This is a genomic window from Streptomyces yongxingensis, assembly GCF_055597465.1.
Genome location: NZ_CM145717.1, coordinates 6628836 through 6651333, shown reverse-complemented (window position 1 = coordinate 6651333; position 22498 = coordinate 6628836). Strand labels below are relative to the sequence as shown.

At 72.0% G+C, this 22498-nt stretch carries 17 protein-coding genes, 1 other RNA gene and 1 pseudogene; 8 read left to right on the top strand and 11 right to left on the bottom strand.

The window, feature by feature from the left end; all coding sequences use genetic code 11:
• Positions 1–21: 21 nt before the first annotated feature.
• The 5 genes from ssrA to ftsE form a co-directional block, all read right to left on the bottom strand.
• Positions 22–391: a transfer-messenger RNA gene (gene ssrA, locus ACZ6TD_RS28690) on the bottom strand.
• A gap of 138 nt (positions 392–529) precedes the next feature.
• The gene (gene smpB, locus ACZ6TD_RS28685; protein WP_137978213.1) at positions 530–1009 is read right to left on the bottom strand and encodes an SsrA-binding protein SmpB; all 480 of its coding nucleotides are present in this window, start codon (positions 1007–1009) and stop codon (positions 530–532) included.
• An 18-nt stretch (positions 1010–1027) separates the two neighbouring features.
• Complete coding sequence (locus tag ACZ6TD_RS28680) at positions 1028–2239, bottom strand: S41 family peptidase (protein ID WP_471342767.1); 1212 nt, start codon at positions 2237–2239, stop codon at positions 1028–1030.
• Between the two features lie 68 nt (positions 2240–2307).
• Positions 2308–3219, bottom strand: coding sequence for a permease-like cell division protein FtsX (gene ftsX / locus ACZ6TD_RS28675; protein ID WP_020870885.1), 912 nt, complete (start codon positions 3217–3219; stop codon positions 2308–2310).
• Between the two features lie 9 nt (positions 3220–3228).
• Positions 3229–3918 (bottom strand): cell division ATP-binding protein FtsE, encoded by a 690-nt coding sequence (ftsE, locus tag ACZ6TD_RS28670; protein WP_069863504.1) that lies wholly within the window; start codon positions 3916–3918, stop codon positions 3229–3231.
• A gap of 329 nt (positions 3919–4247) precedes the next feature.
• Between ftsE and ACZ6TD_RS28665 the strand changes: the two genes are divergently transcribed.
• Positions 4248–4442 carry a hypothetical protein gene (locus ACZ6TD_RS28665; RefSeq protein WP_020870883.1) on the top strand — a complete coding sequence of 65 codons (195 nt, stop codon included), beginning with the start codon at positions 4248–4250 and terminating at the stop codon, positions 4440–4442.
• Between the two features lie 123 nt (positions 4443–4565).
• Here the strand turns inward: ACZ6TD_RS28665 and ACZ6TD_RS28660 are convergent, their stop codons facing one another.
• From ACZ6TD_RS28660 to ACZ6TD_RS28645, 4 genes are all read right to left on the bottom strand, one after another.
• Entirely contained in the window at positions 4566–5231 is a 666-nt protein-coding gene (locus ACZ6TD_RS28660; RefSeq protein ID WP_471342764.1) for a hypothetical protein, read from the bottom strand.
• A gap of 290 nt (positions 5232–5521) precedes the next feature.
• Positions 5522–6634, bottom strand: coding sequence for a peptide chain release factor 2 (gene prfB / locus ACZ6TD_RS28655; RefSeq protein ID WP_470010375.1), 1113 nt, complete (start codon positions 6632–6634; stop codon positions 5522–5524).
• A gap of 40 nt (positions 6635–6674) precedes the next feature.
• Positions 6675–8015 carry a serine/threonine-protein kinase gene (locus ACZ6TD_RS28650; RefSeq protein WP_471342761.1) on the bottom strand — a complete coding sequence of 447 codons (1341 nt, stop codon included), beginning with the start codon at positions 8013–8015 and terminating at the stop codon, positions 6675–6677.
• Between the two features lie 213 nt (positions 8016–8228).
• Complete coding sequence (locus tag ACZ6TD_RS28645; RefSeq protein ID WP_471342758.1) at positions 8229–9947, bottom strand: serine/threonine-protein kinase; 1719 nt, start codon at positions 9945–9947, stop codon at positions 8229–8231.
• A gap of 602 nt (positions 9948–10549) precedes the next feature.
• Here ACZ6TD_RS28645 and ACZ6TD_RS28640 point away from each other — a divergent pair.
• The 4 genes from ACZ6TD_RS28640 to ACZ6TD_RS28625 all read left to right on the top strand — a co-directional run bounded on the left by ACZ6TD_RS28640 (position 10550) and on the right by ACZ6TD_RS28625 (position 19525).
• The gene (locus tag ACZ6TD_RS28640; protein WP_471342756.1) at positions 10550–15610 is read left to right on the top strand and encodes an FHA domain-containing protein; all 5061 of its coding nucleotides are present in this window, start codon (positions 10550–10552) and stop codon (positions 15608–15610) included.
• Positions 15611–15890: 280 nt separating this feature from the next.
• Positions 15891–17249 carry an ABC transporter substrate-binding protein gene (locus tag ACZ6TD_RS28635; protein WP_471342754.1) on the top strand — a complete coding sequence of 453 codons (1359 nt, stop codon included), beginning with the start codon at positions 15891–15893 and terminating at the stop codon, positions 17247–17249.
• A gap of 24 nt (positions 17250–17273) precedes the next feature.
• On the top strand, positions 17274–18647 hold the full coding sequence (locus tag ACZ6TD_RS28630; RefSeq protein WP_471342751.1) for a carbohydrate ABC transporter permease: 1374 nt from the start codon (positions 17274–17276) through the stop codon (positions 18645–18647).
• Positions 18644–19525, top strand: a complete 882-nt coding sequence (locus ACZ6TD_RS28625; protein WP_471342749.1) for a carbohydrate ABC transporter permease — start codon at positions 18644–18646, stop codon at positions 19523–19525. Before ACZ6TD_RS28630 ends, ACZ6TD_RS28625 begins: the two co-directional genes overlap by 4 nt.
• Before the next feature lie 99 nt (positions 19526–19624).
• Here ACZ6TD_RS28625 and ACZ6TD_RS28620 read toward each other — a convergent pair whose 3' ends face one another.
• The gene (locus ACZ6TD_RS28620) at positions 19625–20080 is read right to left on the bottom strand and encodes an ATP-binding protein (protein ID WP_471342746.1); all 456 of its coding nucleotides are present in this window, start codon (positions 20078–20080) and stop codon (positions 19625–19627) included.
• Between the two features lie 168 nt (positions 20081–20248).
• Between ACZ6TD_RS28620 and ACZ6TD_RS28615 the strand changes: the two genes are divergently transcribed.
• From ACZ6TD_RS28615 to ACZ6TD_RS28605, 3 genes are all read left to right on the top strand, one after another.
• On the top strand, positions 20249–21163 hold the full coding sequence (locus ACZ6TD_RS28615) for a helix-turn-helix domain-containing protein (RefSeq protein WP_471358123.1): 915 nt from the start codon (positions 20249–20251) through the stop codon (positions 21161–21163).
• Positions 21120–21254, top strand: a complete 135-nt coding sequence (locus ACZ6TD_RS28610; RefSeq protein WP_471342743.1) for a DUF397 domain-containing protein — start codon at positions 21120–21122, stop codon at positions 21252–21254. Before ACZ6TD_RS28615 ends, ACZ6TD_RS28610 begins: the two co-directional genes overlap by 44 nt.
• A gap of 218 nt (positions 21255–21472) precedes the next feature.
• Positions 21473–22015 (top strand): DUF4232 domain-containing protein, encoded by a 543-nt coding sequence (locus ACZ6TD_RS28605; protein ID WP_471342741.1) that lies wholly within the window; start codon positions 21473–21475, stop codon positions 22013–22015.
• Positions 22016–22272: 257 nt separating this feature from the next.
• Here the strand turns inward: ACZ6TD_RS28605 and ACZ6TD_RS28600 are convergent.
• A pseudogene (locus tag ACZ6TD_RS28600) lies at positions 22273–22383 on the bottom strand (transposase); the annotation flags it as partial.
• Between the last annotated feature and the right edge of the window lie 115 nt (positions 22384–22498).

Sequence of the window (22498 nt, the reverse complement as noted above, 5' to 3'; positions counted from 1 at the left end):
GCCCTTCGTCGTACATGGGATGAGTGGAGATGGCGGGAATCGAACCCGCGTCCAACGGTGCGGAATCAGGGCTTCTCCGAGCGCAGTCCGCTGTGCTTTTCTCGGCCCCGGAGATCACGCGGACAAGTCTCCGACGGGCTCAGTCACTGTTTGATTTCCCACTACACCCCGTGACCGGGTCTAGTGGTTTAGTTCCCTAGTCGATGCCAGGATCCGGGTCGGGAACAGCCCCGGGCTGACACTTCGCAAGTCGCTACTTAGGCAGCGAGGGCGAAGGAATCGCGCTTGGTGTTGGCGATTATTGGTTGCGACATATGGTTAACGAGATCATTGCCGCTTCCTCGGCTCGCTTCCCCTGCTTCGACAGCCGCTGTCGAAACCGATCATCCCCATGTGGTGTTTTCAAGGTGGTGCCACGCCCTCGGTGGGGCGCAGAGCCATCATAGGTGAACAACGCGCGACAAGGCCACATCATTCCCGCCGCCCGGAGCGTCGCCCGGGGCGCGCGGCCCGGCGGCCTTCCGGCTGGTCAGGCCCGCTGCCGCCGCCGCGCCGCCGACATCGCCCGCTCGGCCTCGCGGCGGTCCTGCTTCTCCCGCAGGGTCTGGCGCTTGTCGTACTCCTTCTTACCCTTGGCCAGCGCGACCTCGACCTTGGCCCGGCCGTCCTTGAAGTACAGCGCCAGCGGCACCAGCGTGTGGCCGGTCTCCTGGGTCTTGCCGATCAGCTTGTCGATCTCCGCCCGGTGCAGCAGTAGCTTGCGCCGGCGGCGCGCCGAGTGGTTGGTCCAGGTGCCCTGGCTGTACTCGGGGATGTGCACGTTGTGCAGCCATGCCTCGCCGCCGTCCACCTGGGCGAAGCCGTCCACGAGCGAGGCCCGCCCCTGGCGCAGCGACTTCACCTCGGTCCCGGTCAGCACCAGACCGCACTCGTAGGTGTCCAGGATGTGATAGTCGTGCCGCGCCTTCTTGTTCTGCGCGATCAGCTTGCGACCCGTCTCTTTAGCCATGGTCAGGCCATTCTCGCACTAGGACCCGCCCCCGAGGCCACTCAATACCGTGCGCGCCCGCGCCTCCGCGGACGGGCCGTCGTCGCCCTTGACCGTCAGGTCCGGATCGATGCCCTCGCCGTCGACGTTACGCCCGGCCGGGGTCCGGTAGTGGCCGACGGTCAGCTCGGCGACCGAGCCGTCGGGCAGTTCGCTCGGCATCTGCACCGAGCCCTTGCCGAAGGTCCGGGAGCCCACGACCACGGCGCGGCCGCGGTCCTGGAGGGCGCCGGTGAGCAGCTCGGCGGCGCTCATGGTGCCGCCGTCGACCAGCACCACCAGCGGGCTGTCGGTGTCGCCGCCCGGTCGCGCGTCGAGAACGCGCTGGTCACCACGGACGTCATAGGTGGCGACCAGGCCACCGTCGAGGAAGGAGGAGGCGGCGGTGACGGCCTCGGAGACCAGCCCGCCGGAGTTGCCCCGCAGATCCAGCAGGATGCCGTCGCCCCGGGGGATGGCGCGCACCGCGCGCCGGATCCGCTCTCCGGTGCCCTTGGTGAACGAGTCGACCTTGATCCGGACGGCGCCGGGTCTGTGGTCGTCGTAGCCGCTGAGCCGGTCGACGGTCACCGGGTCCGTGGTCAGCCGGGCCCGGCGGAGCTCCTGCGTCCATGCGTGGCCGCCGCGCCGCAGCCCGAGCTCCACCCGGGTGCCCGGGGAGCCGTCGGCGGGGCCGCGCAGCAGCGCCACGACCTCGGTGACGGGCCGCCCGGTCACGGCCCTGTGGTCGACCGTGCGCAGTCGGTCACCGGCCCGGACCCCGGCCTTCTGGGCGGGGCTGCCGGGCTCGACGCGCTCCACCGCGATCCGCCCCTGGGCGTCCCGGCGGGCGGAGATCCCGACGCCGACGTAGGCGCCGTCGAGGGTCTGGCGGTAGCCCTCGTACTCACGGGCGCTGTAGACCGCGCCCCACCGGTCTCCGCTGCGGCTCACCACCTCACGGGCGGCCTTCGAACCGGACTTCCCGTCCTCCTGGGCCGCGGCCGCGGCCGCCTTGACCTGGTCGCTCTCGACCGCGCCGACGTAGGCGCGGGCCGGTATCCGGGCGGCTTGGGGGTCCCGGCGCGGTCCGGGCTCGGCGCCCCAGGAACCGACGGCCGCTCCGGTGGCGAGCACGCCGGCGAAGACCAGTGTCAGGGCGGCCCCGCGGCGAATGCGGCGGGGATGGACGAACAAACACGGGCCCGACATGCCGGTGAGTGTAGGGCACCAACAGGCGCCGTACCGGGGGTTGTCCGGTACGGCGCCCTGGGCGAATGTCACACCTTGAGGTACTTGCGGAGCGCGAAGAACGCCGCGAGAGCGGGCATGAGCAGGCCAATCGCCAGCACCAGTGGCAGCTTCGCCAGCACCGCGTCCCAGCCGATGAAGTTGATCACATCGATCTTGTCCACCAGCCAGTTGTTGACCAGGAAGTACTGCCCGCTCACCAGCAGTACACAGGCGAAGCCCGCGCCCAGCAGCCCCGCGATGGCGGCCTCCATGATGAACGGCATCTGGATGTAGAAGCTGGACGCGCCGACCAACCGCATGATCCCGGTCTCCCGGCGGCGGCTGAACGCCGACACCCGCACCGTGTTGACGATCAGCATCAGTGCGACGATCAGCATCAGCGTCATCACGCCGAGCGCCGCGAAGTTCATGCCGTTGAGCAGGTTGAACAGGTCGTCGACCAGGGCCTTTTGGTCCTGGACCTCCTGCACCCCGGGGCGGGCGGCGAAGGCCGTGGAGATGACGTCATAGCGCTCGGGGTCCTTCAGCTTGATGCGGAAGGACTCCTGCATCTGGTCCGGGGTCAGCGAGTCGGCCAGCGGTGAGTCGCCGAACTGCTCCTTGTAGTGCTTGTACGCCTCCTCACTGGTCTCGAAGTGCACCGACTCGACGATGTTCATCTGCTTGAGCTCGGACTCGATCTCCTGCTTCTGCGCCTCGGTGACCGCGCCCTTGGCGCAGTTGGCCGAGGTCTCCTTGTCATTCTTGTTGCAGAGGAAGATCGAGACGTTGACCTTGTCGTACCAGTAGCCCTTCATCGTGCTCACCTGCTCGCGCATGAGCAGGGACCCGCCGAACAGGGCGAGCGAGAGGGCCACGGAGACGATGACCGCGAAGGTCATCGTGAGATTGCGGCGGAGACCGACGCCGATCTCCGACAGGACGAACTGGGCGCGCATGGCGTCCTTTCAGTGCTGGTAGCCGTAGACGCCGCGGGACTGGTCGCGGACGAGGCGGCCCTTCTCAAGTTCGATCACGCGCTTGCGCATCTGGTCCACGATCTGCTGGTCGTGGGTGGCCATGACGACCGTGGTACCGGTCCGGTTGATCCGGTCCAGCAGCTTCATGATGCCGACGGAGGTCTGCGGGTCCAGGTTTCCCGTCGGTTCGTCGGCGATCAGCAGCATCGGACGGTTGACGAACGCGCGGGCGATGGCCACCCGCTGCTGTTCACCACCGGAGAGCTCGCCGGGCATACGGTCGTCCTTACCGCCAAGACCCACGAGATCGAGCACCTCGGGAACGGTTTTCCGAATGGCGCCGCGCGGCTTGCCGATCACCTCGAGCGCGAAGGCGACATTCTCCCCGACCGTCTTGTTGGGGAGCAGCCGGAAATCCTGGAAGACGGTCCCCAACTGGCGGCGCATCTGCGGCACCTTCCAGTTGGACAGCCGCGCGAGATCCTTCCCCAGCACATGGACCGCGCCATGGCTGGCCCGCTCCTCGCGGAGCAGCAGCCGGAGGAAAGTGGACTTTCCCGACCCCGAGGAGCCCACCAGGAAGACGAACTCGCCCTTCTCGATCTCGAGCGAGACATCCCGAAGTGCGGGACGGTTCTGCTTGGGGTAGGTCTTGGATACGTTGTCGAATCGGATCACTGGAGCACCACGGTGACCTGGGTAGCGGTACGGGCTGCCGCCGAAGCGGCTCCCGTCGGTGAGCGTGACCATACGCGAAGCGCGCATGGCCGCGCAGTCCGCCGTCCGGCGTGGGTGGGTTTCTTCACTGCACTATTGGGGTCAAACGGTTGACAAACCGCCTGCCGGGGCGGCTGAAACGGCCACGAAACCGGTACGGATGCGGCACGGAATCGTGCGGGGCGCGCCGAACCGGACGGAAGCTGGCACAGTGGAAGGGGAACCAACCCATTTCCCTGAGCGTTGGCCCCGTGTCTACTGCGGCACCGCCGCGCGGGAGGAGAAAGCGCATGACGTACGACAGGCTCGTCTGCGCCAACTGCGCGAGCCCCGTCAGCGAGGGCCGCTGCCCGGTCTGCCGGGCCAGCAGGGAGCGCCTCCAGCAGGAGGGCATGTTCGGCGGGCTGACCCCGGCCGCACTGATAGCGCTGCTGGTGGCGCTCATCGCGGTGGCCGTGCTCGCGCATGAGATGGCGACGGCGTAACCCAGCGTTACGAGGCGATCCGCCGGACCGGGCGCCCCTGACCGCACCAGGGGTCCGATGAACGCACAAGGGGCCCGGAGCGCTGCAGCGCTCCGGGCCCCTTACCGTGCGTGAGGCGCGCGATCAGGCCACGTTGTTGCGGTTCACCAGACGCGGCACGAAGCGGAAGCCGATACCACCGGCGATCATCGTCGCGGCGCCGACCAGCAGGAACGTGGTCTCGGAGGCACCGGTCTCGGCGAGCTGCTCCTTGGCCTTGCCCTGCTCCACCGGCTTGGAGCCGACGTTGTCGGTGCCGGTGTTGTCGTCGCAGTTGGTGCTGTCGAGGTCCACCGTGCAGGTGCTGTCGTCGCCACCGCCACCGCCGGTGCCGCCGCCGTGGCCGGGCGTGCTCGGCTGGGCGGTCGGGCCGTCGGTGGGCTCGCCGCTCGGCTCGCCGGTCGGCGGCTTGGTGGGCTCGTCCGTCGGCGGCTGCGTCGGCTCGTCCGTGGGCGGCTGAGTGGGCTCGTCCGTCGGCGGGTCGGTCGGCTCGTCCGTGGGCGGGTCGGTCGGGATCGACGTCGGGTCGTCGGTCGGCGGCTGGGTCGGGTCCTCGGTCGGGTCGTCCTTGCCGATGCCGACGCCGACGTCCAGACCCTTCTCGTCCGCGTTGGCCGAAACGTTCACGCCGCCGATACCGACATCAACACCAACGGCCGATGCGGCGCCGGCGGCGGTGAGCGACGCGCCGGCGGCGATCACCGCACCGGCCGCTATTCGCGCCACGCGCAGCCGCGTCTTCTTCGTCATCTGCCTGCTACCCCCAGTAGCTTTACTCGTCAATGGAGCAGCTATGCACGGGGCAACGGCTCGGGGTTCTCAGTCTCCGCGGGCCCCTATCCCTCTGAGGCGGTCCGCCGGCCCCCGTTCAACACGCGCCCCAGTCATACGCATGCCGCGCGTCAGCTTTCCCAGTTTTCAAACCACCGTCAAGGCCATTGCATGCGAGATGTCCGCTATGGAAGTGCTTGCCGCGTGCATGGGTACAGGACTGTGACCAAAAACGCGGTGCGCGCGGCCCGTTGGGGTGAGCGGGAAGGTTACTTCTCCTGCTCCTGCTGCTTGCGCCAGCGGATCCCCGCTTCGAGGAAACCGTCCAGCTCGCCGTCGAGCACCGCCTGCGGATTGCCGACCTCGAATTCGGTGCGCAGGTCCTTGACCATCTGATACGGGTGCAGAACGTACGAACGCATCTGGTTGCCCCAGGAATTGCCGCCGTCGCCCTTGAGCGCGTCCATCTTGGCCTGCTCCTCCTGGCGGCGCCGCTCGAGCAGCTTGGCCTGGAGGACGTTCATCGCGGTGGCCTTGTTCTGGATCTGCGAGCGCTCGTTCTGGCACGAGACGACGATGCCGGTGGGGATGTGGGTCAACCGCACCGCGGAGTCGGTGGTGTTGACGCCCTGGCCGCCGGGGCCCGAGGAGCGGTAGACATCCACGCGCAGCTCGGACTCGTCGATCTCGATGTGGTCGGTCTGCTCGACGACCGGCAGCACCTCGACGCCCGCGAAGGAGGTCTGGCGGCGGCCCTGGTTGTCGAACGGCGAGATCCGCACCAGCCGGTGGGTGCCCTGCTCGACCGAGAGCGTCCCGTAGGCGTACGGGGTCTGCACGGCGAAGGTGGTCGACTTGATGCCGGCCTCCTCCGCGTACGACGTCTCGTAGATCTCGGTCTTGTAGCCGTGGCGCTCGGCCCAGCGCAGGTACATCCGCTGGAGCTGCTCGGCGAAGTCGGCGGCGTCCACCCCGCCCGCCTCGGCGCGGATGTTCACGACCGCCTCACGGGCGTCGTACTCGCCGGACAGGAGGGTGCGCACCTCCATCTCGTCGACCGCCTTGCGGACGGCCTCCAGCTCGGCCTCGGCCTCGACGCGCGCGTCGTCGTCGCCCTCGTCGGCGGCGAGCTCGAACAGCACCTCGAGGTCGTCGATCCGGCCGCGCAGCTCCTCGGCCCGGCGCAGGTGCCCCTGGAGATAGGAGAGCTTGCTGGTGACCTTCTGCGCGTTCTCCGGGTCGTCCCACAGGGACGGGGCCGCCGCCTGCTCCTCGAGCACGGCGATGTCGGCCCTCATCTTGTCGAGGTCCAGGACGGCCTCGATCGACCCCATGGTCGAGGAGAGGGACTTCAGCTCTTCGGATACATCGACGACTGCCACGGCACCAGCGTAACCGCTGCGGAAGACTGACCGTCCCCGGTCATGGCGTACCGGGGTCCTGGGAGGTGGAGTGCTCGCCGCCCTTGGGCGGGTCACCGCCGTCGTCGCCGCTCGCCGCCAGCCATCCGCCGAGCCCCACCGCGACCAGCGCGGCCAGGGTGACCGCGGCCACCTTGAGCCGACGGCGGCGCAGCGCGCCCGCGACCGCGGGGTTGCGGGCCGAGCCCGCCCGGCGCTGGCCGTGCACCCGGGGGGCGCGCGCGGTGCCGTGGGCGCCGCCCGAGAGTTCGTCCGCGCTGGGCACCCGCATGCTGGTGTGGGTCTCGCGGCTGGAGTCCGGCACCGCGCCCGGGACCAGCGGCACCGCGCCGCGCCGCCGCGGGGGCGTATGCGGGGCGGGCCCGGAGGCGGGGACGGAGACGCCGCGGTGCGGGGTCTCGGCCTCCGCGCCCTCCCGCTCGCCGCCCTCCTGCTGCTCATCGGGCTCGTCGATGTCCAGCGGCGGATATCCGGCCAGGCCGGGCAGCAGCTCGCGCAGCCGGGCGGCCAGCTCGGAGGCGCGCAGCCGGGAGGCGGGCGCCTTGGCCAGGCACTGGAGGAGGAGCTGCCACAGCTCGTCGGGGATCCCGGGCAGCGGCGCCACGGTCTCGGTCACATGGCGGCGCAGGATCGCGCCCGGGTGGCCGCCGCCGAAGGGCGTGAAGCCGGCCAGCATCTCGTAGAGGACCGTCGCCAGGGCGTAGACATCCACGCTGGCCCGGGGCGGCAGCCCCTCGACGATCTCGGGGGCGAGATAGTCCGGGGTGCCGATCACGCTGCGCGGGTTCGGCGAGCGGCCCTGGGAGGACTGCCGGTCGCGGGCGGGCTGGGCGCGGATCGGGGTCGGCTCGTCGACCAGCCGGGCGATGCCGAAGTCGGTGAGCAGGGCGGGGTGCGCACCGCCGGGGCCGAGCGGACCCCGCATGTCCAGCAGCACGTTCTCCGGCTTGACGTCGCGGTGGACGACCCCGGCGGCGTGCGCGGCGGCCAGCGCGTCGGCGACGTCCGCCGCGATCGCCACGGCGGCCTCGGGGGCGAGCCGGCGCTCGCGGTCGAGGCGGGTGCGCAGATCCGTACCGCGGATCAGGTCCATGACCAGCGCGAGGTCATTGCCGTCGACCACCAGGTCGCGCACCCCGACCACCCGGGGGTGGTCGAGGCCGAGCAGTGCGGTGCGCTCCTGGACGAAGCGCTCCACGAGTTCCTGGTCGGAGGAGAGGTCCTCACGCAGGAGCTTGATGGCGACGGGTCCCTCGGGCCCGTCGCCCAGCCACACCGCGCCGGCGCTGCCGCGCCCCAGGAGCTGATGCGCGGTGTACCGACTGCCGATCTTCCGTGACAAGACTGCTCCGAATCCTCACGAACAAGGGGGGCACGTTGGCGACAAAGCTACGCGGCTACTGGCGCGTTGGGGGCACCAGACAACGCCAACTGTCACTTCTGCGGCGGAAAACACCCTTCGGATGTCGACAAATCACCGAAGTGGGAGGTACGGAGGCGGAGGTACGGGGTCGGGAACGGGGAGGGACCGGGGCGGGGAGGGACCGGGGGCGGATCAGCTGCTGGGCCCGCCGAGGTCCTCGATCCACTTCCGGACGTCGCCGATCCAGCCCGAGACCGCGTCCCAGTAGCCCTTGCCGTCGGCGATCCAGTCCTTGAGCGGGCTCAGCTCCCAGACCAGCCAGGAGCCGATGACCAGGACCACGATCACGAACAGACAGCCCTTGAGGCACCCCAGCCCCGGGATCTTCATCCGGTTGGGGCTGGAGCTCCGCTGGCGGGGCTCGCGGCGCGGCTCCGGCTGCTGCGGCGGCGGGGCGTAGCGCTGCGGCTGGGGCTGCTGGGGGTGGTGCGGCGCCGGGGCGTACTGCTGCGGCTGCTGCTGGGCGTACGGCGGCGGCTGCTGGCGGCCCCGCTGACGCTGGGGCGGCTGCTGGGGCTGCTGGTACTGCTGCGGCTGCTGGTATTGCTGCTGGTACTGCTGTTGCGGCGCGGCCCGGTGGGGGCGGCGGCGCAGCGGGTCCTCGCTCGGGTCGAGGTACTGGACCTGGGTCTGCTCATTGCGGTCGCGGGCCGCGCGCAACTGGTTCTGCCAGGGGTGCGGATCGTCCTGGCCCGGCCCACCGGGCGGTACGGGCGGCATGGCGCGCGTCGGATCGGCGCCTCCGGCCGGTCCGGAGCCGCTCGGCAGCACCTGGGTGGGGTCGGCGTTGGCCCCGGCGTTCGCTCCTGTGGTGGGCATCACATTGGTGGGCGCCGCGGGGTCGTACGAGGGGGTGCCGCCCGGGGCGTTCGTGGGGAGCACCTGGGTCGGGTCGGCCGAGTCCGCGGGCGCGGTGTCCGGGACCGGGGCGGGCGCCGGGTCCGGGGCGAGCAGCGCGGCGACGCCGAGCGCCTCCTCGGCCTGCGCGGCCGAGGCGTGCACGCCGACACCGGCGGCGACCACGCGCAGCGCCCGGGCCAGGCTCTCGGCGCTCGGGCGCTCCTCGGGCCGCTTGCGCAGACAGCGCTCTATGACGGTCCACAGCGGCTCGGGCACGGTCGAGGGGCGGCGCGGCTCCTCGCTGAGGTGGCGGTGGAGCACCTCGAGGGCGGTGTTGCCGGCGAATGGCGGACGGCCGGTGACCAGCTCGTAGAGCATGATGCCCGCGCCGTAGATGTCCACCGCGGAGGTCTGCGGACGGCCCTCGGCGGACTCCGGCGCCACATAGGCGGGGGTGCCGACGAACTCCTGGGTGCGGGTGAGGCCGGGCGAGTCGGCGAGGCGCGCGATGCCGAAGTCGGTCAGCATCGGGTGCATCTCCTGGCCCTCGCCGGTGCCCGCGAGCAGCACGTTGGCCGGCTTCAGGTCGCGGTGCACCACGCCGTCGGCGTGGCTGGCGGCGAGCGCGTCGGCGATCTGGGCGGTGAGGAGCGAGGCGGCCACTGGGGTGAACGGGCCGTTGGCCCGCAGGTAGTTGTGCAGGTCCGGGCCGTCGATCAGATCCATGACCAGGGCCAGCAGATCGCCCTCGACCACCAGGTCGCGGGTGCGGACGATGTTGGGGTGGGTGAGCCTGAGCAGCACCGAGCGCTCGCGGAGGAAGCGCATGACGATGTCCGCGTCGTTCGCGAGCTCCTCCTTGAGGACCTTGATCGCGACGGTCTCGCCGGGCTGCCCGGCCACGGCCGCCTCGGCCCCCGCCGTCTCGCGCTGGCGGGCTCGCCAGACGGTGCCCGTGGCTCCGCGCCCGAGCGGCTCCTCGAGCAGGTATTTGCTGCCTACCGGCCGCACGTCATGCGCTCCCTGATCGTGGTCTTACATCGGTGGACTGCGATGGTCTGCTGGTGATCTGCTGTGTGGGTCTGCTCTGGTGCTCGTCTTGTGATGCTCGTCCGCCCCACTGTAATGGCGACGCACGGCGAGCCCTATCCGATCACCACACGAGGGTCCGGCGCGGGGGCCCGGCGCGGGGGAAGACGTGTGATCCGGTCGGATGGTTGCCAACGGTGACCCGGGGCGCTCGGTGACCGCTCAATCGCCGCTCAAACGGGCGTGGCGGGGCGCGGAGGGGCGCGGCGGCCGGGCGGCTTCCGTCGCCTCAACGGCGGCACAAGGGCGGCACAAGGCCGGCTCAACGGCAGCCGTTCCGGTCGCAATCAGCCAGTTTCGGCCGACTAGCCGACCAATCAAGATCATGTAGCGCCGGGCGGCGGGCGAACTGTCGGTGGCAGGTGCGAGGATGCAGGCAGCACGGAAGCGCCGAGCGCCGGGAGGCTCACGCTCCGTGAGCCGTACGACCCCGTACGGACCTGTACGTGCCGAAGGGCCTGGGGGCGGTGGTGGGGGTCGGCACCCCTGCCCGGCCCCCCGGACAGAAGGGACCGTTGACGGCGATGCAGATTCGGCTGACCGTCCTCGGGCCGCGCAGCGCCCACCCGGGCCGTTCCGGCCACCATCCTGCGCCCGCGTCCGGGCCGTACGCCCTCGTGGGCGCGGTGGACGTCCTGGTCACCGCCCCCGTCGGCACGGCCCTCGCCGCGGTCGCCAGTGGCCTGGCCGACGCGGTCGCCGCGGCCGGGTACGAGGCGGGGGGCGCCGGCGGTGGGGGCGGCGGCGCGGTGGTGCTGTACGCGGGGGGCGAGCGGCTGGACCCGCAGCGCTGTGCGCTCGGCGAGCCGCCGCTGGTGGACGGCGCGGTGCTCTCGCTGCACGGCCCGGCCGACCCCGACTCCGACCACTACCCCGGCTACCCCGGTCTGCCCGAGACCGCCGTCGCCGACGCCACGGTCCACCTGGACGTGGTCGCGGGGCCCGACGCGGGCGGCGTCCATCTGCTGCACGGCGGCCAGGTCCGCATCGGCCGCTCCGCCGACGCGGACGTCCCCCTGGACGACCCCGACGTCTCCCGGCTGCACTGCGCGGTCACGGTCGCCGAGGACGGCCGCGTGACCATCGCCGACCTGGGCTCGACCAACGGCACCGCCGCCGACGGCGTCCCGGTGGGCCCCCAGCCGGTGCCCCTGGAGCCGGGGGCGCTGCTGCGGATCGGCGAGTCCGCCCTACGGCTGCGCGTCCCCTCCACGACATCGGCGTCGCCCTCGGCCCCCACGCGCCTCCCCGTCCAGCCGGACGGCGAGGGCCACCTCCGCGTCACCCCCGCCGGGGACCACCCCACCCACACCAAGGCCCCCTGGACCGGCGCCCCCCAACCGGCCGCCCCCACCCACACCGCCCAGGGCCCGTGGACCCCGCCCACCCGCCGCCCCGGCACGGGCTGGACGAGGGTCGCCGGGCCCGGTGACGAGTCTCACGCGGCCCACGAGAGGGCCGGCGCCCACGGAAGCGACGACGGCTGGGGCGCGGGCGCGGCCCCCGGGCCGCGCGGCGGTACAGGCACCGGGCCGCGCGGCGACGCGGGCACCGGTACCCCGGGCGGGGCGAGCTCCTACGCCCACCGGAACGACGACGGGTGGGGCCCCGGTGAGGGCCCGGCCCCCGGGCCGCGCGGTGAAGCGGCCGACCGCGGCCGGGCCCCGCAGCGCCCCTCGGCCCCCGGCGACCGGCCCACGCACGATGACCCACGCCTCACGCCGGGTGCCCCCGGCGATCGCGGCCCGAGCCACGCCCAAGACGTGCGGGCCGACCGGGGGACCGGCGCCCCGGCGAGCCCCGGCGCGGGGGCCGCCGGACAGCGGAGCCCCGGCGCACCCGAGGACACGGGCTACGGCCCCGCCTCCGCGGACGTCGGCCACCGTGGTGGGGAGCGCGGCGGCGCGGCCCGACGCGGCCAGCCGTACGACGACCCGTCCACCGCCCGCACCCGGCGGAGCGACCGCGCCCCCGGGGCCGCGGGGCACGCCCCGGCGGGGCAGCCCGCGCGGGCCGACCAGGGCCGACCCGGCGCGGGCGGCAGCGCGCATCCGGCCCACGGCCCCCGGCCGACCGGCAGCCGCCACTCGGACGCCGCCCAGGACCACCGGCCCACACCCCGTGGAACCGCCGACGACCCGGCAGGTCCCGGTGGCCCCCCTTACGACGGCGCGGCCGCGGGCCGCAGCCGGCACCGCGAAGGCGACGCCGACTCCGGGCGGCAGCCCGGCCCGGGCGCGGCCTACGGCGACGCCCGGCGCGGCGGTCAGCCGTACGGCCAAGGACGCGACCAGGAGAGCCCGCAGGGGCCCTCCGCCGACGCGGGCTACGGTGAGGCGCCGTACGGCGGCCGGTCCGCCGCTCCCGAACAGCGCACCCCCTACTCCGGCGGCCGGCCGGGCGCCGGGCCGCGCAGCAGCCTGGGCTCCGGCGGCACCGACTCGGGCCGCGCGGGCCACGGCGGGCCTCCCGCCGATTCCGGCCCACGCGGCGGGCGGCCGCAGGCCGGCGGCGCGGGGGCCGGCGCCCCCGGGCGGCGGGGCGCCGGGGAGCGTACGCATGGCGCGGGGTATGCGCTGGACGCGCCGGGGGCGCAGGCTCGGCGGCGGGGGATAGGGGCCTGGGTGCGGCAGTTGGCCGGGGGGAAGGCGGCCGAGCGGGGTGGGGTGCGGGAGGACCGGGGCGCGGCGGCGCGGGCGGCCGCGGAGGCGGAGGCGTTGCAGCGGCGGTGGCCGGATCCGGCCACCATGCTGATGACGGCGCTGGGGCCGGGCTCGCGCCTCTGGGAGCGCGCCCCTGGGCATCCGGACGCGCTCACCGTGCGGCTTGGCTCGGCCGACCAACTGGCGGCCGACGGCGGGCTGCTGCCCGCCGCGCCCGTGACCGTCGATCTGCGGCAGTGCGGCTCGCTGGGCCTCGCGGGCCCGCGGGCGCGGGTGGCGGGGCTCGCCCGGTCCGTCGTGGCGCAACTGGCGGCCCTGCACTCACCGGCCGCGTTGGAGATCGTGCTGATCAGCGGCGCGGAGCGGCTCGCGGACTGGTCGTGGCTCGGCTGGCTGCCGCACGTCCAGCCGTCGCGCGGGCAGGACTGCCGGCTGCTGCTCGCGTACGACGCGGAGCAGGCCGCGGCCCGTGCGGAGGAGCTGACCCGGCGGCTTGAGGACGGTCCGCTGGGCCCCGGCTGGGCGAGCGCCTCCCCGGCCGCCGCGCGGTCCGCGGCCGCACGCCACTTCGGGCCGTACACCGTGGTGGTCGTGGACGGCGGCCCTGGTCCGGCCGCGCTGCACGACACGCTGGCCCGGCTGGCGGTGAGCGGTTCCGCGGCCGGAATCCATCTGCTCTGTCTGGCCGAGGCGCCCGCCGCGTCGCCCACGTCCCCGCTGCCGATGAGCTACGAGGCCGCGCGTTCCGCGTCCGCCGCCTTCGCGGCGTGCGGGGTGGCGGCCGTGCTGAGCGGCGATGTGGCCACAGGGCTCCAGATCGTCCACGGGGACGGGACCGCGCCCGGCGCCGACGGGGTCAACGGGATCACCGGCGCGACCGGCGCCACCACGACCGTGACCGTGGACGCGGTGTCGGCGGCGTGGGCCGAGCGGTTCGCGCGGGCCCTCGCGCCCCTGCGCCCGGCCGCCTCCGCGCAGGACGGCGCGTTCGGTGGCTCCGACGGCCCGCCGACCGTCCCGCTGCCGGACTCGGCGCGGCTGCTGGACGAGTTGGGGCTCGCGCGGGCCACGCCCGCGTCCCTGCTGGCCCGTTGGGCGGCCGCAGCGGACGAGGTCCCGGCGGGCGGCCGGGCACTGGCGGTGCTCGGCGCCGGTCCGCGCGGCCCGCTCGCGGTCGACCTGGCCGCCGAGGGTCCGCACGCACTGATCGACGGCGCGGCGGGCACCGGTAAGACGGAGCTGCTGCGCTCGTTCGCCGCCTCGCTCGCGGCCGCCGAACGGCCGGACCGGCTCGAGCTCATCCTCGTCGACGGCGCCGGGTCTGCGGCCGGGGGCGGGGCCGGAGCGGGCGAGGGGCTGCGGGTGTGCACGGATCTGCCGCATGTCTCGACGCATCTGGCGGCCACCGACCCGGTGAGGATGCGGGAGTTCGCGCAGGCACTCAGCTCGGAGCTCAAGCGCCGCGCCGAACTGCTGGGCCAGCGGGACTTCGTTGCCTGGCACGACCGGCCCCACCACCCCGGCGACGGCGAGAGCGGCGGCGACGGCGCCACCGCCCCGGGCTCGGGCGGCACCGTGAGCGCCAACACGGGCGCGTCCCGCACTGGCGCGCCGGGTGCGGCCGGTGGGCTTGGTGCACGCCGTACATCCGATGTGCCCGGTACACCCGGTCCGGCCCGCGCAGCCGGTGCAGCCGGTGCGCCCGGCGCCAGTTCGCCCGGGGCGCCGGGTGGGGCCGGTGCGGCCGGTGGGGCCCGCGCAGCCGGGACGTCCGGTACGGCCGGCGCACCCGGCGCGTCCGGCGCCGGTTCGCCCGGGGCGCCGCGTTCGGCCGGTACGACCGGTGCGGCCGGTACAACCGGTACGTCCAGCGCACCCAGCGCCGGTTCGCCCGGTAGGCCCGGTGCAGCCGGTACACCCGGTGCGGCCCGCTCAGGCCGTGCCCCCAGTACACCCGGCGCGGCCGGTGCCTCCGGCGCCGGTTCGCCCGGGACGCCGCGTTCGGCCGGTACGACCGGCGCCCCCGGTACGACCGGTGCAGCCGGTGCGGCCGGTACAACCGGCGCCCCCGGTACGACCGGTGCAGCCGGCACGCCCGGAGCCGCACATGCCGCCCGCGCGGCCCACGCAGCCCGCACGGCCGGTGCGCCTCGCGTCGTCGCGCCTCGTCCGCCCGGCGATATCGACCCTCCCCCCAGCGACACCCTCCGCACGCTCAATCTGCGCGCCCAGCGCACCGCGAGCGCGGCGCCCGCCCGTCCGCGCTCCCTCCTCCCCCGTCTCGTCGTGATCGTCGACGACTTCGACGCGCTGGTGGCCCCGGCCCTCGGCAGCCCCGGCCGTCCGGCGGCCGGTTCGGTCGTCCGCGCGCTGGAGGCGATCGCCCGCGACGGCGCACGCCTCGGGGTGCATCTGGTCGTGGCGTCCGGCCGTCCGGACCGTACGGCGGACACGGCGGCCGTCGAGCGGGCCGCGCTGCGGATCGCCCTGGACGCGCGCCCACTGAACACCGGCGCGCCCGCACACCCAACCGGCCCCGCACACCCAACCCACCCCACCCACCCCGGCGAGCCCGAAAGGCCCGATACATCCCCCGCCGCATCGACACGCTCGGTCACATCCACCCCCGCCGCCGCAGCCGCCCCGGGCGGCGACCCGGCGCCGGGCCGTGGGCGGCTGTTCCACCCCGATGACGCCGCCGGAACGCCGTTTCAGGCGGGCCGGGTGACCGGACGGATACCGCGCACCGCGACCCAGCGGCCCACCGTCGTACCGCTGGAGTGGCGGCGGATGGGTGATCCGCCCGCCCGCCGGCCGCTGCGCGAGCTCGGAAACGGCCCCACCGACCTGGCACTTCTCGCCAGTGCGCTGCAGCGCGCCGCGCAGTCGGCGGACGCGCCCACCGCACCCGCGCTGATCTGACCGGCCCTGCCCGCCCCCGCCCACACCCTGCCCGATTCCTGCCCGTTTCGTGCCCGTTCCCGAGTGTTCCCGTCATCCCTGGCCGAGTTTCCGATCCGTTCCGGCCATCCTCCCGTCTGTCCCACCTGCCCCGTTTCACAGCCGACCCTTCATCACGGCCCGGTCACGATCCGTGAGTGAACGCCGGACGCAGTATTGCCACGTTCGGTGACCGGGCGTAGGACTACTCAGCACGGGACACGGCCGCACGGGGGCGGCCGGCATCGGAGGGAACACGGGGATGCACGTATCGCTTCCTACGAAGCGTTCGACACGAGCCGCGGTGGCCCTGCTGGCGGCGGGAGCACTCATGCTCACCGCCGCGGGCTGCGGCGGCGACGACGGAGACACGGTCAGCGGCGGCCCGCCGCCCAACACCGTGGAACTACCGAATCTGAAGGGGCAGAAACTCCAGGTCACCGCGGTCTGGACGGGCACCGAGCAGGAGAACTTCACCAAGGTGCTGGGGGAGTTCGAGAAGCGCACCGGCGCCAAGGTCTCCTTCGTACCGAGCGGTGACGACATGGCGGGCTTCGTCGGCTCGAAGATCGCGGGCGGCGCTCCGCCGGATGTCGCGATGGTCGGACAGGTCGGCGTCATGCGCGAGTTCGCCCAGAAGGGCTGGGCCAAACCGCTCGACGCCGCCGCCAAGGCCGAGTTGGCCAAGAACTTCGCCAAGGGCTGGCAGGACCTCGGCTCGTACCAGGGCAAGCCCTACGGGGTGTATTTCAAGGCCAGCAACAAATCCCTGCTCTGGTACAACACCTCCGCGTTCGACTACGCGGGCGCCAAGGTGCCCAAGACCTGGCAGGAATTCCTGGAGCAGGCCCAGCTCATCTCCGACTCCGGCACCGACGCGGTCGCGATCGGCGGCCAGGACGGCTGGACGCTCACCGACTGGTTCGAGAACGTCTATCTCTCCCAGGCGGGCCCGGAGAAGTACGACCAGCTCGCCCAGCACAAGATCAAGTGGACCGATCCCTCGGTGAAAAAGGCGCTCGAGACGCTCGCCGAACTCTGGGGCACCAAGGGCCTGGTCGCGGGCGGCCGGGGCGGCGCGCTCCAGACCGCGTTCCCGGACTCCGTCACCAAGGCGTTCGGCAACAAGGCGGAGCCGGACGCGGGCATGGTCTTCGAGGCCGACTTCGTCGCCGCCAACGTCGCCGACGCGGGCGCGGAGCTGGACCGGGACGCGAAGGTGTTCCCGTTCCCGGCGGTGGGCGCGGACGCGCCCGTGGTGACCGGTGGCGACGTCGGCGTGGCGCTGAAGAACAGCAAGGCGGCGCAGGCGCTGCTCACCTTCCTCGCCTCGCCCGACGCCGCGACCATCTGGGCCCAGTCCGGCGGGTTCATCTCGGCGAACAAGAACGTCAAGTTCAGCGCCTATCCCAATGCTTCGATGCGCAAAATCGCACAGGCGCTGATCGCGGCGGGCAATGACTTCCGGTTCGACATGTCCGACCAGGCTCCCGCCTCCTTCGGCGGCAAGCCGGCGCAGGGCGAGTGGAAAGCGCTCCAGGACTTTCTCAAGAACCCGAGGAATGTCGAAGGCATCCAGCGCCAGTTGGAGCGGGATGCCGCCAAGGCGTACAAGAACTGACGACTCGACCGGGAGAACCACATCATGTCGACCGCGACAGCGGACGGCGCGGCCACACCTGGCCGGGCATCGTCCTCCCCACCGGCCAAACGGCCGAGCGCAAGCAAGCGGAAGAGCCTCATGGGCACCCGGCCCTGGCTGGCGGCGGTGTTCCTGCTGCCCGCCCTGGTGCTGCTCGGGGCGCTCGTCGTCTATCCGATCGGCTACTCCGTCTACCGGAGCTTCTTCGACGCCTCGGGCAACGGCTTCGTCGGCCTGGACAACTACCAGGAGATGTTCTCCGACGACGCCACCAAGACGGCCATCAAGAACAACGTCATCTGGCTGATCCTGGCCCCGACCGTCTCCACCGCGCTGGGCCTGATCTTCGCCGTGCTCACCGAGCGGGTGCGCTGGGCCACCGCCTTCAAGCTGGTCGTCTTCATGCCGATGGCCATCTCGATGCTGGCGGCGGGCATCATCTTCCGGCTGGTCTACGAACAGGACCCGGACAAGGGCGTGGCCAACGCCATGTGGGTGAGCGTGCATGACTCCTTCAGCGAGTCACCGCCGTTCCCCGGCGCCCATCCGCGTCCCACCGCCGGGCTGACCGAGGCGCCGAACGGCTCGTTCACCACGCGGGACACCCTCCGCGCGGGCTCCCCCACCTCGCTGCCGCTCGTCGCCGCCAAGCGCGATGACATCGGCGGCGCACAGGACGCCAGGACCGCCAAGCCCGAGCCGGGGAAGATCACCGGCACGGTCTGGTTCGACTTCACCCGCGGCGGCCTCGGCAAGGAGGGCGCCATCGACAAGGGTGAGAAGGCGATGGCCGACCTCAAGGTGGAGGCGGTCAAGGACGGCAAGGTCGTCGCGCGGGCGAAGACGGCGGCGGACGGCACGTACTCCCTCCCCGCCAAGGCCGAGGGCGCCCAGCTGCGCCTGCCCGCCTGGAACTTCTCCGAGCCGTACAACGGCGTGGACTGGCTCGGCCCGTCCCTCGTCACCCCGGCCATCATCGGCGCGTACGTCTGGATCTGGGCCGGTTTCGCGATGGTGCTGATCGCGGCGGGGCTCGCGGGGGTGCCGCGCGAGCTGATGGAGGCCGCGCGGATGGACGGCGCCAATGAGTGGCAGGTCTTCCGGCGGATCACGGTGCCGATGCTGGCGCCGGTGCTCTCGGTCGTCGTCGTCACGCTGATGATCAACGTGATGAAGATCTTCGACCTCGTCTACATCATCGCGCCCGGCCCCTCCCAGGACGACGCCAACGTCCTCGCCCTCCAGCTCTTCCAGTCGTCCTTCGGCACCGACGTCAACCAGGGCCTCGGCAGCGCGATCGCCGTGCTGCTGCTGTTGCTCGTGCTGCCCGTCATGTTCATCAACATCCGCCGGATCCGAAGGGAGAGCCGCCGATGACCAGCGCGGACACGGTCGTACAGGCGAAGCAGTCCCCGGTCGCGCGGATCGCCGCCCGCGCCGGCGGCGGGGCCCTGCGGGTCGTCCTGATCCTGGTCGGCCTGCTGTGGCTGATGCCGACCGCCGGACTGCTGCTGTCCTCCCTGCGGGACCCGTCGCAGGTGGACCTCTCCGGGTGGTGGAAGGTCTTCACCGACCCCGGACAGCTCACCTTCAGCGGCTATGACCATCTGCTGGGCAATCAGCAGATCACCGATTCGCTGTGGACCACGCTCGCCATCACCGTCCCGGCGACCCTGCTGGTCGTGGTGATCGGCGCCCTGGCCGGCTACGCCTTCGCCTGGATGGACTTCCCCGGCCGCGACGTGTGGTTCCTCATCGTGGTCGGCCTGCTGGTGGTCCCGATCCAGGTGGCGCTGATCCCGGTGGCCAAGCTCTTCGGCGAGATCGGCATCTTCCAGACCACCACCGGTGTGGTCCTCTTCCACACCGCCTTCGGCCTCCCCTTCGCGATCTTCCTCCTCCGCAACTTCTTCGCGGAGATCCCCCGCGAACTCCTGGAGGCCGCCCGCCTGGACGGCGCGGGCGAACTGCGCCTCTTCCTGCGCGTCGTCATGCCCCTGGGCGGCCCGGCCATCGCCTCGCTGGGCATCTTCCAGTTCCTCTGGGTCTGGAACGACATGCTGGTCGCCCTGATCTTCGCCGACAGCGGCAACCCCCCGATCACGGTCGCCCTCCAGCAGCAGGTCCGCCAGTTCGGCAACAACATCGACATCCTCGGCCCCGGCGCCTTCGTCTCGATGCTGATCCCGCTGGCGGTCTTCTTCGCCTTCCAGCGCCAGTTCGTGGCGGGCGTGATGGCGGGCGCGGTGAAGTAACGCGCGCCCCGCGACGGCGGGCGGCCCGGCACCCCTTCGGGGGCGCCGGGCCGCCCCTTTTCAGCTCACGGCGCACCGCACATCAGGGCGCCCCTCACGTCACGGCGCACCGCACTCCGCCCACACCGTCTTACCAACGGGATGACGAGGCGTCGTCCCCCAGCGGACGGCCAGCAGATCCACCAGGAGGAGCCCACGGCCCGACTCGTCATCGGCCGTCGGCGCCGACGGCATGGCCGGGAGGCGGTCCTCGCGGGCGTCCGAGACCTCGATACGGATCGTCCGCGTCGCGGGCGCGCAGGCGAGACGGAGCCGGAAGTCCCGCCCGGGTACGCGGCCGTGCCGTACGGCGTTCGAAGCCAGCTCCGCCACCAGCAGGGCCACCGTGCAGCACGCGTCCGACGCGGGCGGATAGCCCCACTCCTCCATGCACCGCACGGCAAGCCGCCGCGCGAGGCGCGCTCCGCGCGGCGTGGCGGGGAACTGCTGGGTGAGCTCCCGGAGTTCGGGCTCGGGGTCGGGCGCCGTGGTCGTCTTCAGCACGGTGTTGTCCATTTCCGTCCGATCGATTGTCCGTACGATTCGCACCGTGTGCGCATCGTGACGTTCCGTGCCCAAGGATCGCGGCGCGGGTCTACGCTCGAAAGGCCGTAACGCCTTACCTTTCAGGTCGTAAGGAACGGAAGTGATGTTTTGGCCAAAGAAGTTGATCCCCGCTCATCGATGGCGGCGCTGTTCGGGTCTCGGGTCCGCAGACTGCGTACGGCCGCCGGTCTGACCCAGGCCGAGCTGGGTGAGCGCACGCATGTGGTCAGCACCCGGATCACCCAGATCGAGCGCGCGTCCGGAGCGAAGCCGACCTTCGAGCTGGCCCGGACCCTCGACACCGTCCTCGGGGCGGACAGCCTGCTGGTGGACATGTGGCCGTATGTCTACCGGGAGGCGTTCCCGGACTGGTCGCGGGCGTTCATGGCGTACTCGGAGCGGGCCAACTCTGTTCGTGAGTACGCGGCCCACGTTGTCCCGGGTCTACTGCAGACCCCGGACTACGCTCGGGCCGTCCTGAGCGTGGGTGTGTCGCTCACCAGTGAGGAACAGTTGCAAGACCGCTTGGCCGCCAGGCTCAGGCGCCAGGAACGGCTCTCCTCGCCCGACCGCCCCGAGCTGTGGGTTGTCCTGGACGAGGCGGTGCTGAGGCGCCCGATCGGTGGCTGGGCAGTCATGCGAGCCCAGTTGTCCCGACTGCTGGAGGTGACCACGCAACCCCACATCACGGTGCAGGTACTGCCATTCGACCAGAGAGAGCACGACGTGATGGGCGGCTCCCTGACCATCCTGACGGCATCTGACGGTTCGGAAGTGGCCTACACGGAAGGTGCCCACTACGGCCAACTCATCGAGGAACCGGACGACGTCAAGCGCTTCTCCCTGTCCTACGATCGGCTGCGGGCAGCGTCCCTGCCCCCGCTCATGTCACTCGACATGATCCGATCCGTGATGGAGGGCAACCACCGTGGAGCGAGTGTCCCGTCCCGATCTGAACGGCGCCGCGTGGCGCGCGAGCAGCTACAGCAATCAGGAGGGTGGCAACTGCGTGGAGGTGGCCGACGGCATACCCGGCGTCGTCCCCGTCCGTGACAGCAAGCGGCCCGATGGCCCAGCTCTGGTCTTCCCGGCGGCCTCCTGGACCGCCTTCGTTGATGAGCTGACGACCGGCCGTAGCCTCTGATCCCCGTTTTGCCTGGTCGCCGTTGCGGTGTCCGCCCCACGACGCCGCAACGGCCCGCACCGGATAAGTTCTCGTCATACGGCCGCACTTGGGCGCCTGACTGTCCGAAATAGGCTCTTCGGCACACGGAACCTCCCCCAGGCATCGCACATCTTCCGGTGCGCAGGCACGCACTGACATCGCGCGCCGATTCTTATGCGAGGGGAACCCCACACTTCATGAAGAGCAAGCTGACCGCCGTGGCCCTTGCGGCCCTCGTCCTCGCGGGTACTGCCGCTACCGCCATCCCGGCCTCGGCCGCCACCGCCAAGGCCGCGCCGACCCGTTGCCACACCGCCGACCTGAAGGCCGGCTTCGCCACGGGGGAGGACGCGAGACCGGAGATGGATCAGACCGAGAAGCAAACCCAGGCGCACATCTGGTTCACCAATCAGAGCAACCGCACCTGCACCCTGTCCGGCTTCGCCGGTGTCGACATGATCGGCGCTCAGGCGACCGACGGCACCTGGTCGCTGGCGCGCTCCTCCAAGACGCCCGAGAAGATGGTCCTGGAGCCGGGAGACACGACCGACTTCAGCATCACCCTGCTCCCGGTGGCCGCTTCCACGCCGCAGAAGGAGAAGTTCGTTCCGGCGAAGTTCCTGGTCACCCCGCCGAACGAGACGGAGCACTTCACCCTGAAGTGGCCGTTCGGCGGCCAGATCCTCAAGCAGGACGGCGCCACCCACCCGGCCACCTACCTCAACCCGGTCGGGCTGTAACCAAGCTGGACAGCCCCTGAGCTTCGGCGAGCTGAAGACCCCACCGTTCCTGAGTCGGCCAGGGGCCGGTCCGCATCGTCATTCCGGTCCCGCCGGGCCCTCGTACACGAGGGTCCGGCGAGCCGCGAACTCCCCCAAAGAACCGGGATAAAGAACTCCCGCCCACCCACCCTTCCTGCTCGACCGCCAGGTGCAACTTGGTGGTCAGCCCACCCCGGGAGCGTCCGAGACCGTGGTCGTCCGGCTCGGTGAACAGACCACCGGGCGGCTCGATCTGCAGATCCCCCCCATGGGCCGTACCGCTCGGGCACGTCCCGCCACGGAGCACCGGCGCGGGCGCGCCAGCGTATGCCGTCTATCAACCATCGTGCCTCCCCATGAAGTGGATTGCCTCACTCAGAGGGTCAGCACCTCTACCAAGCGGGGGGTTACCCCCATTACCTGCCGTGCCTCCACTGCGTAGCGTGATCGTCGTTCCCAGTT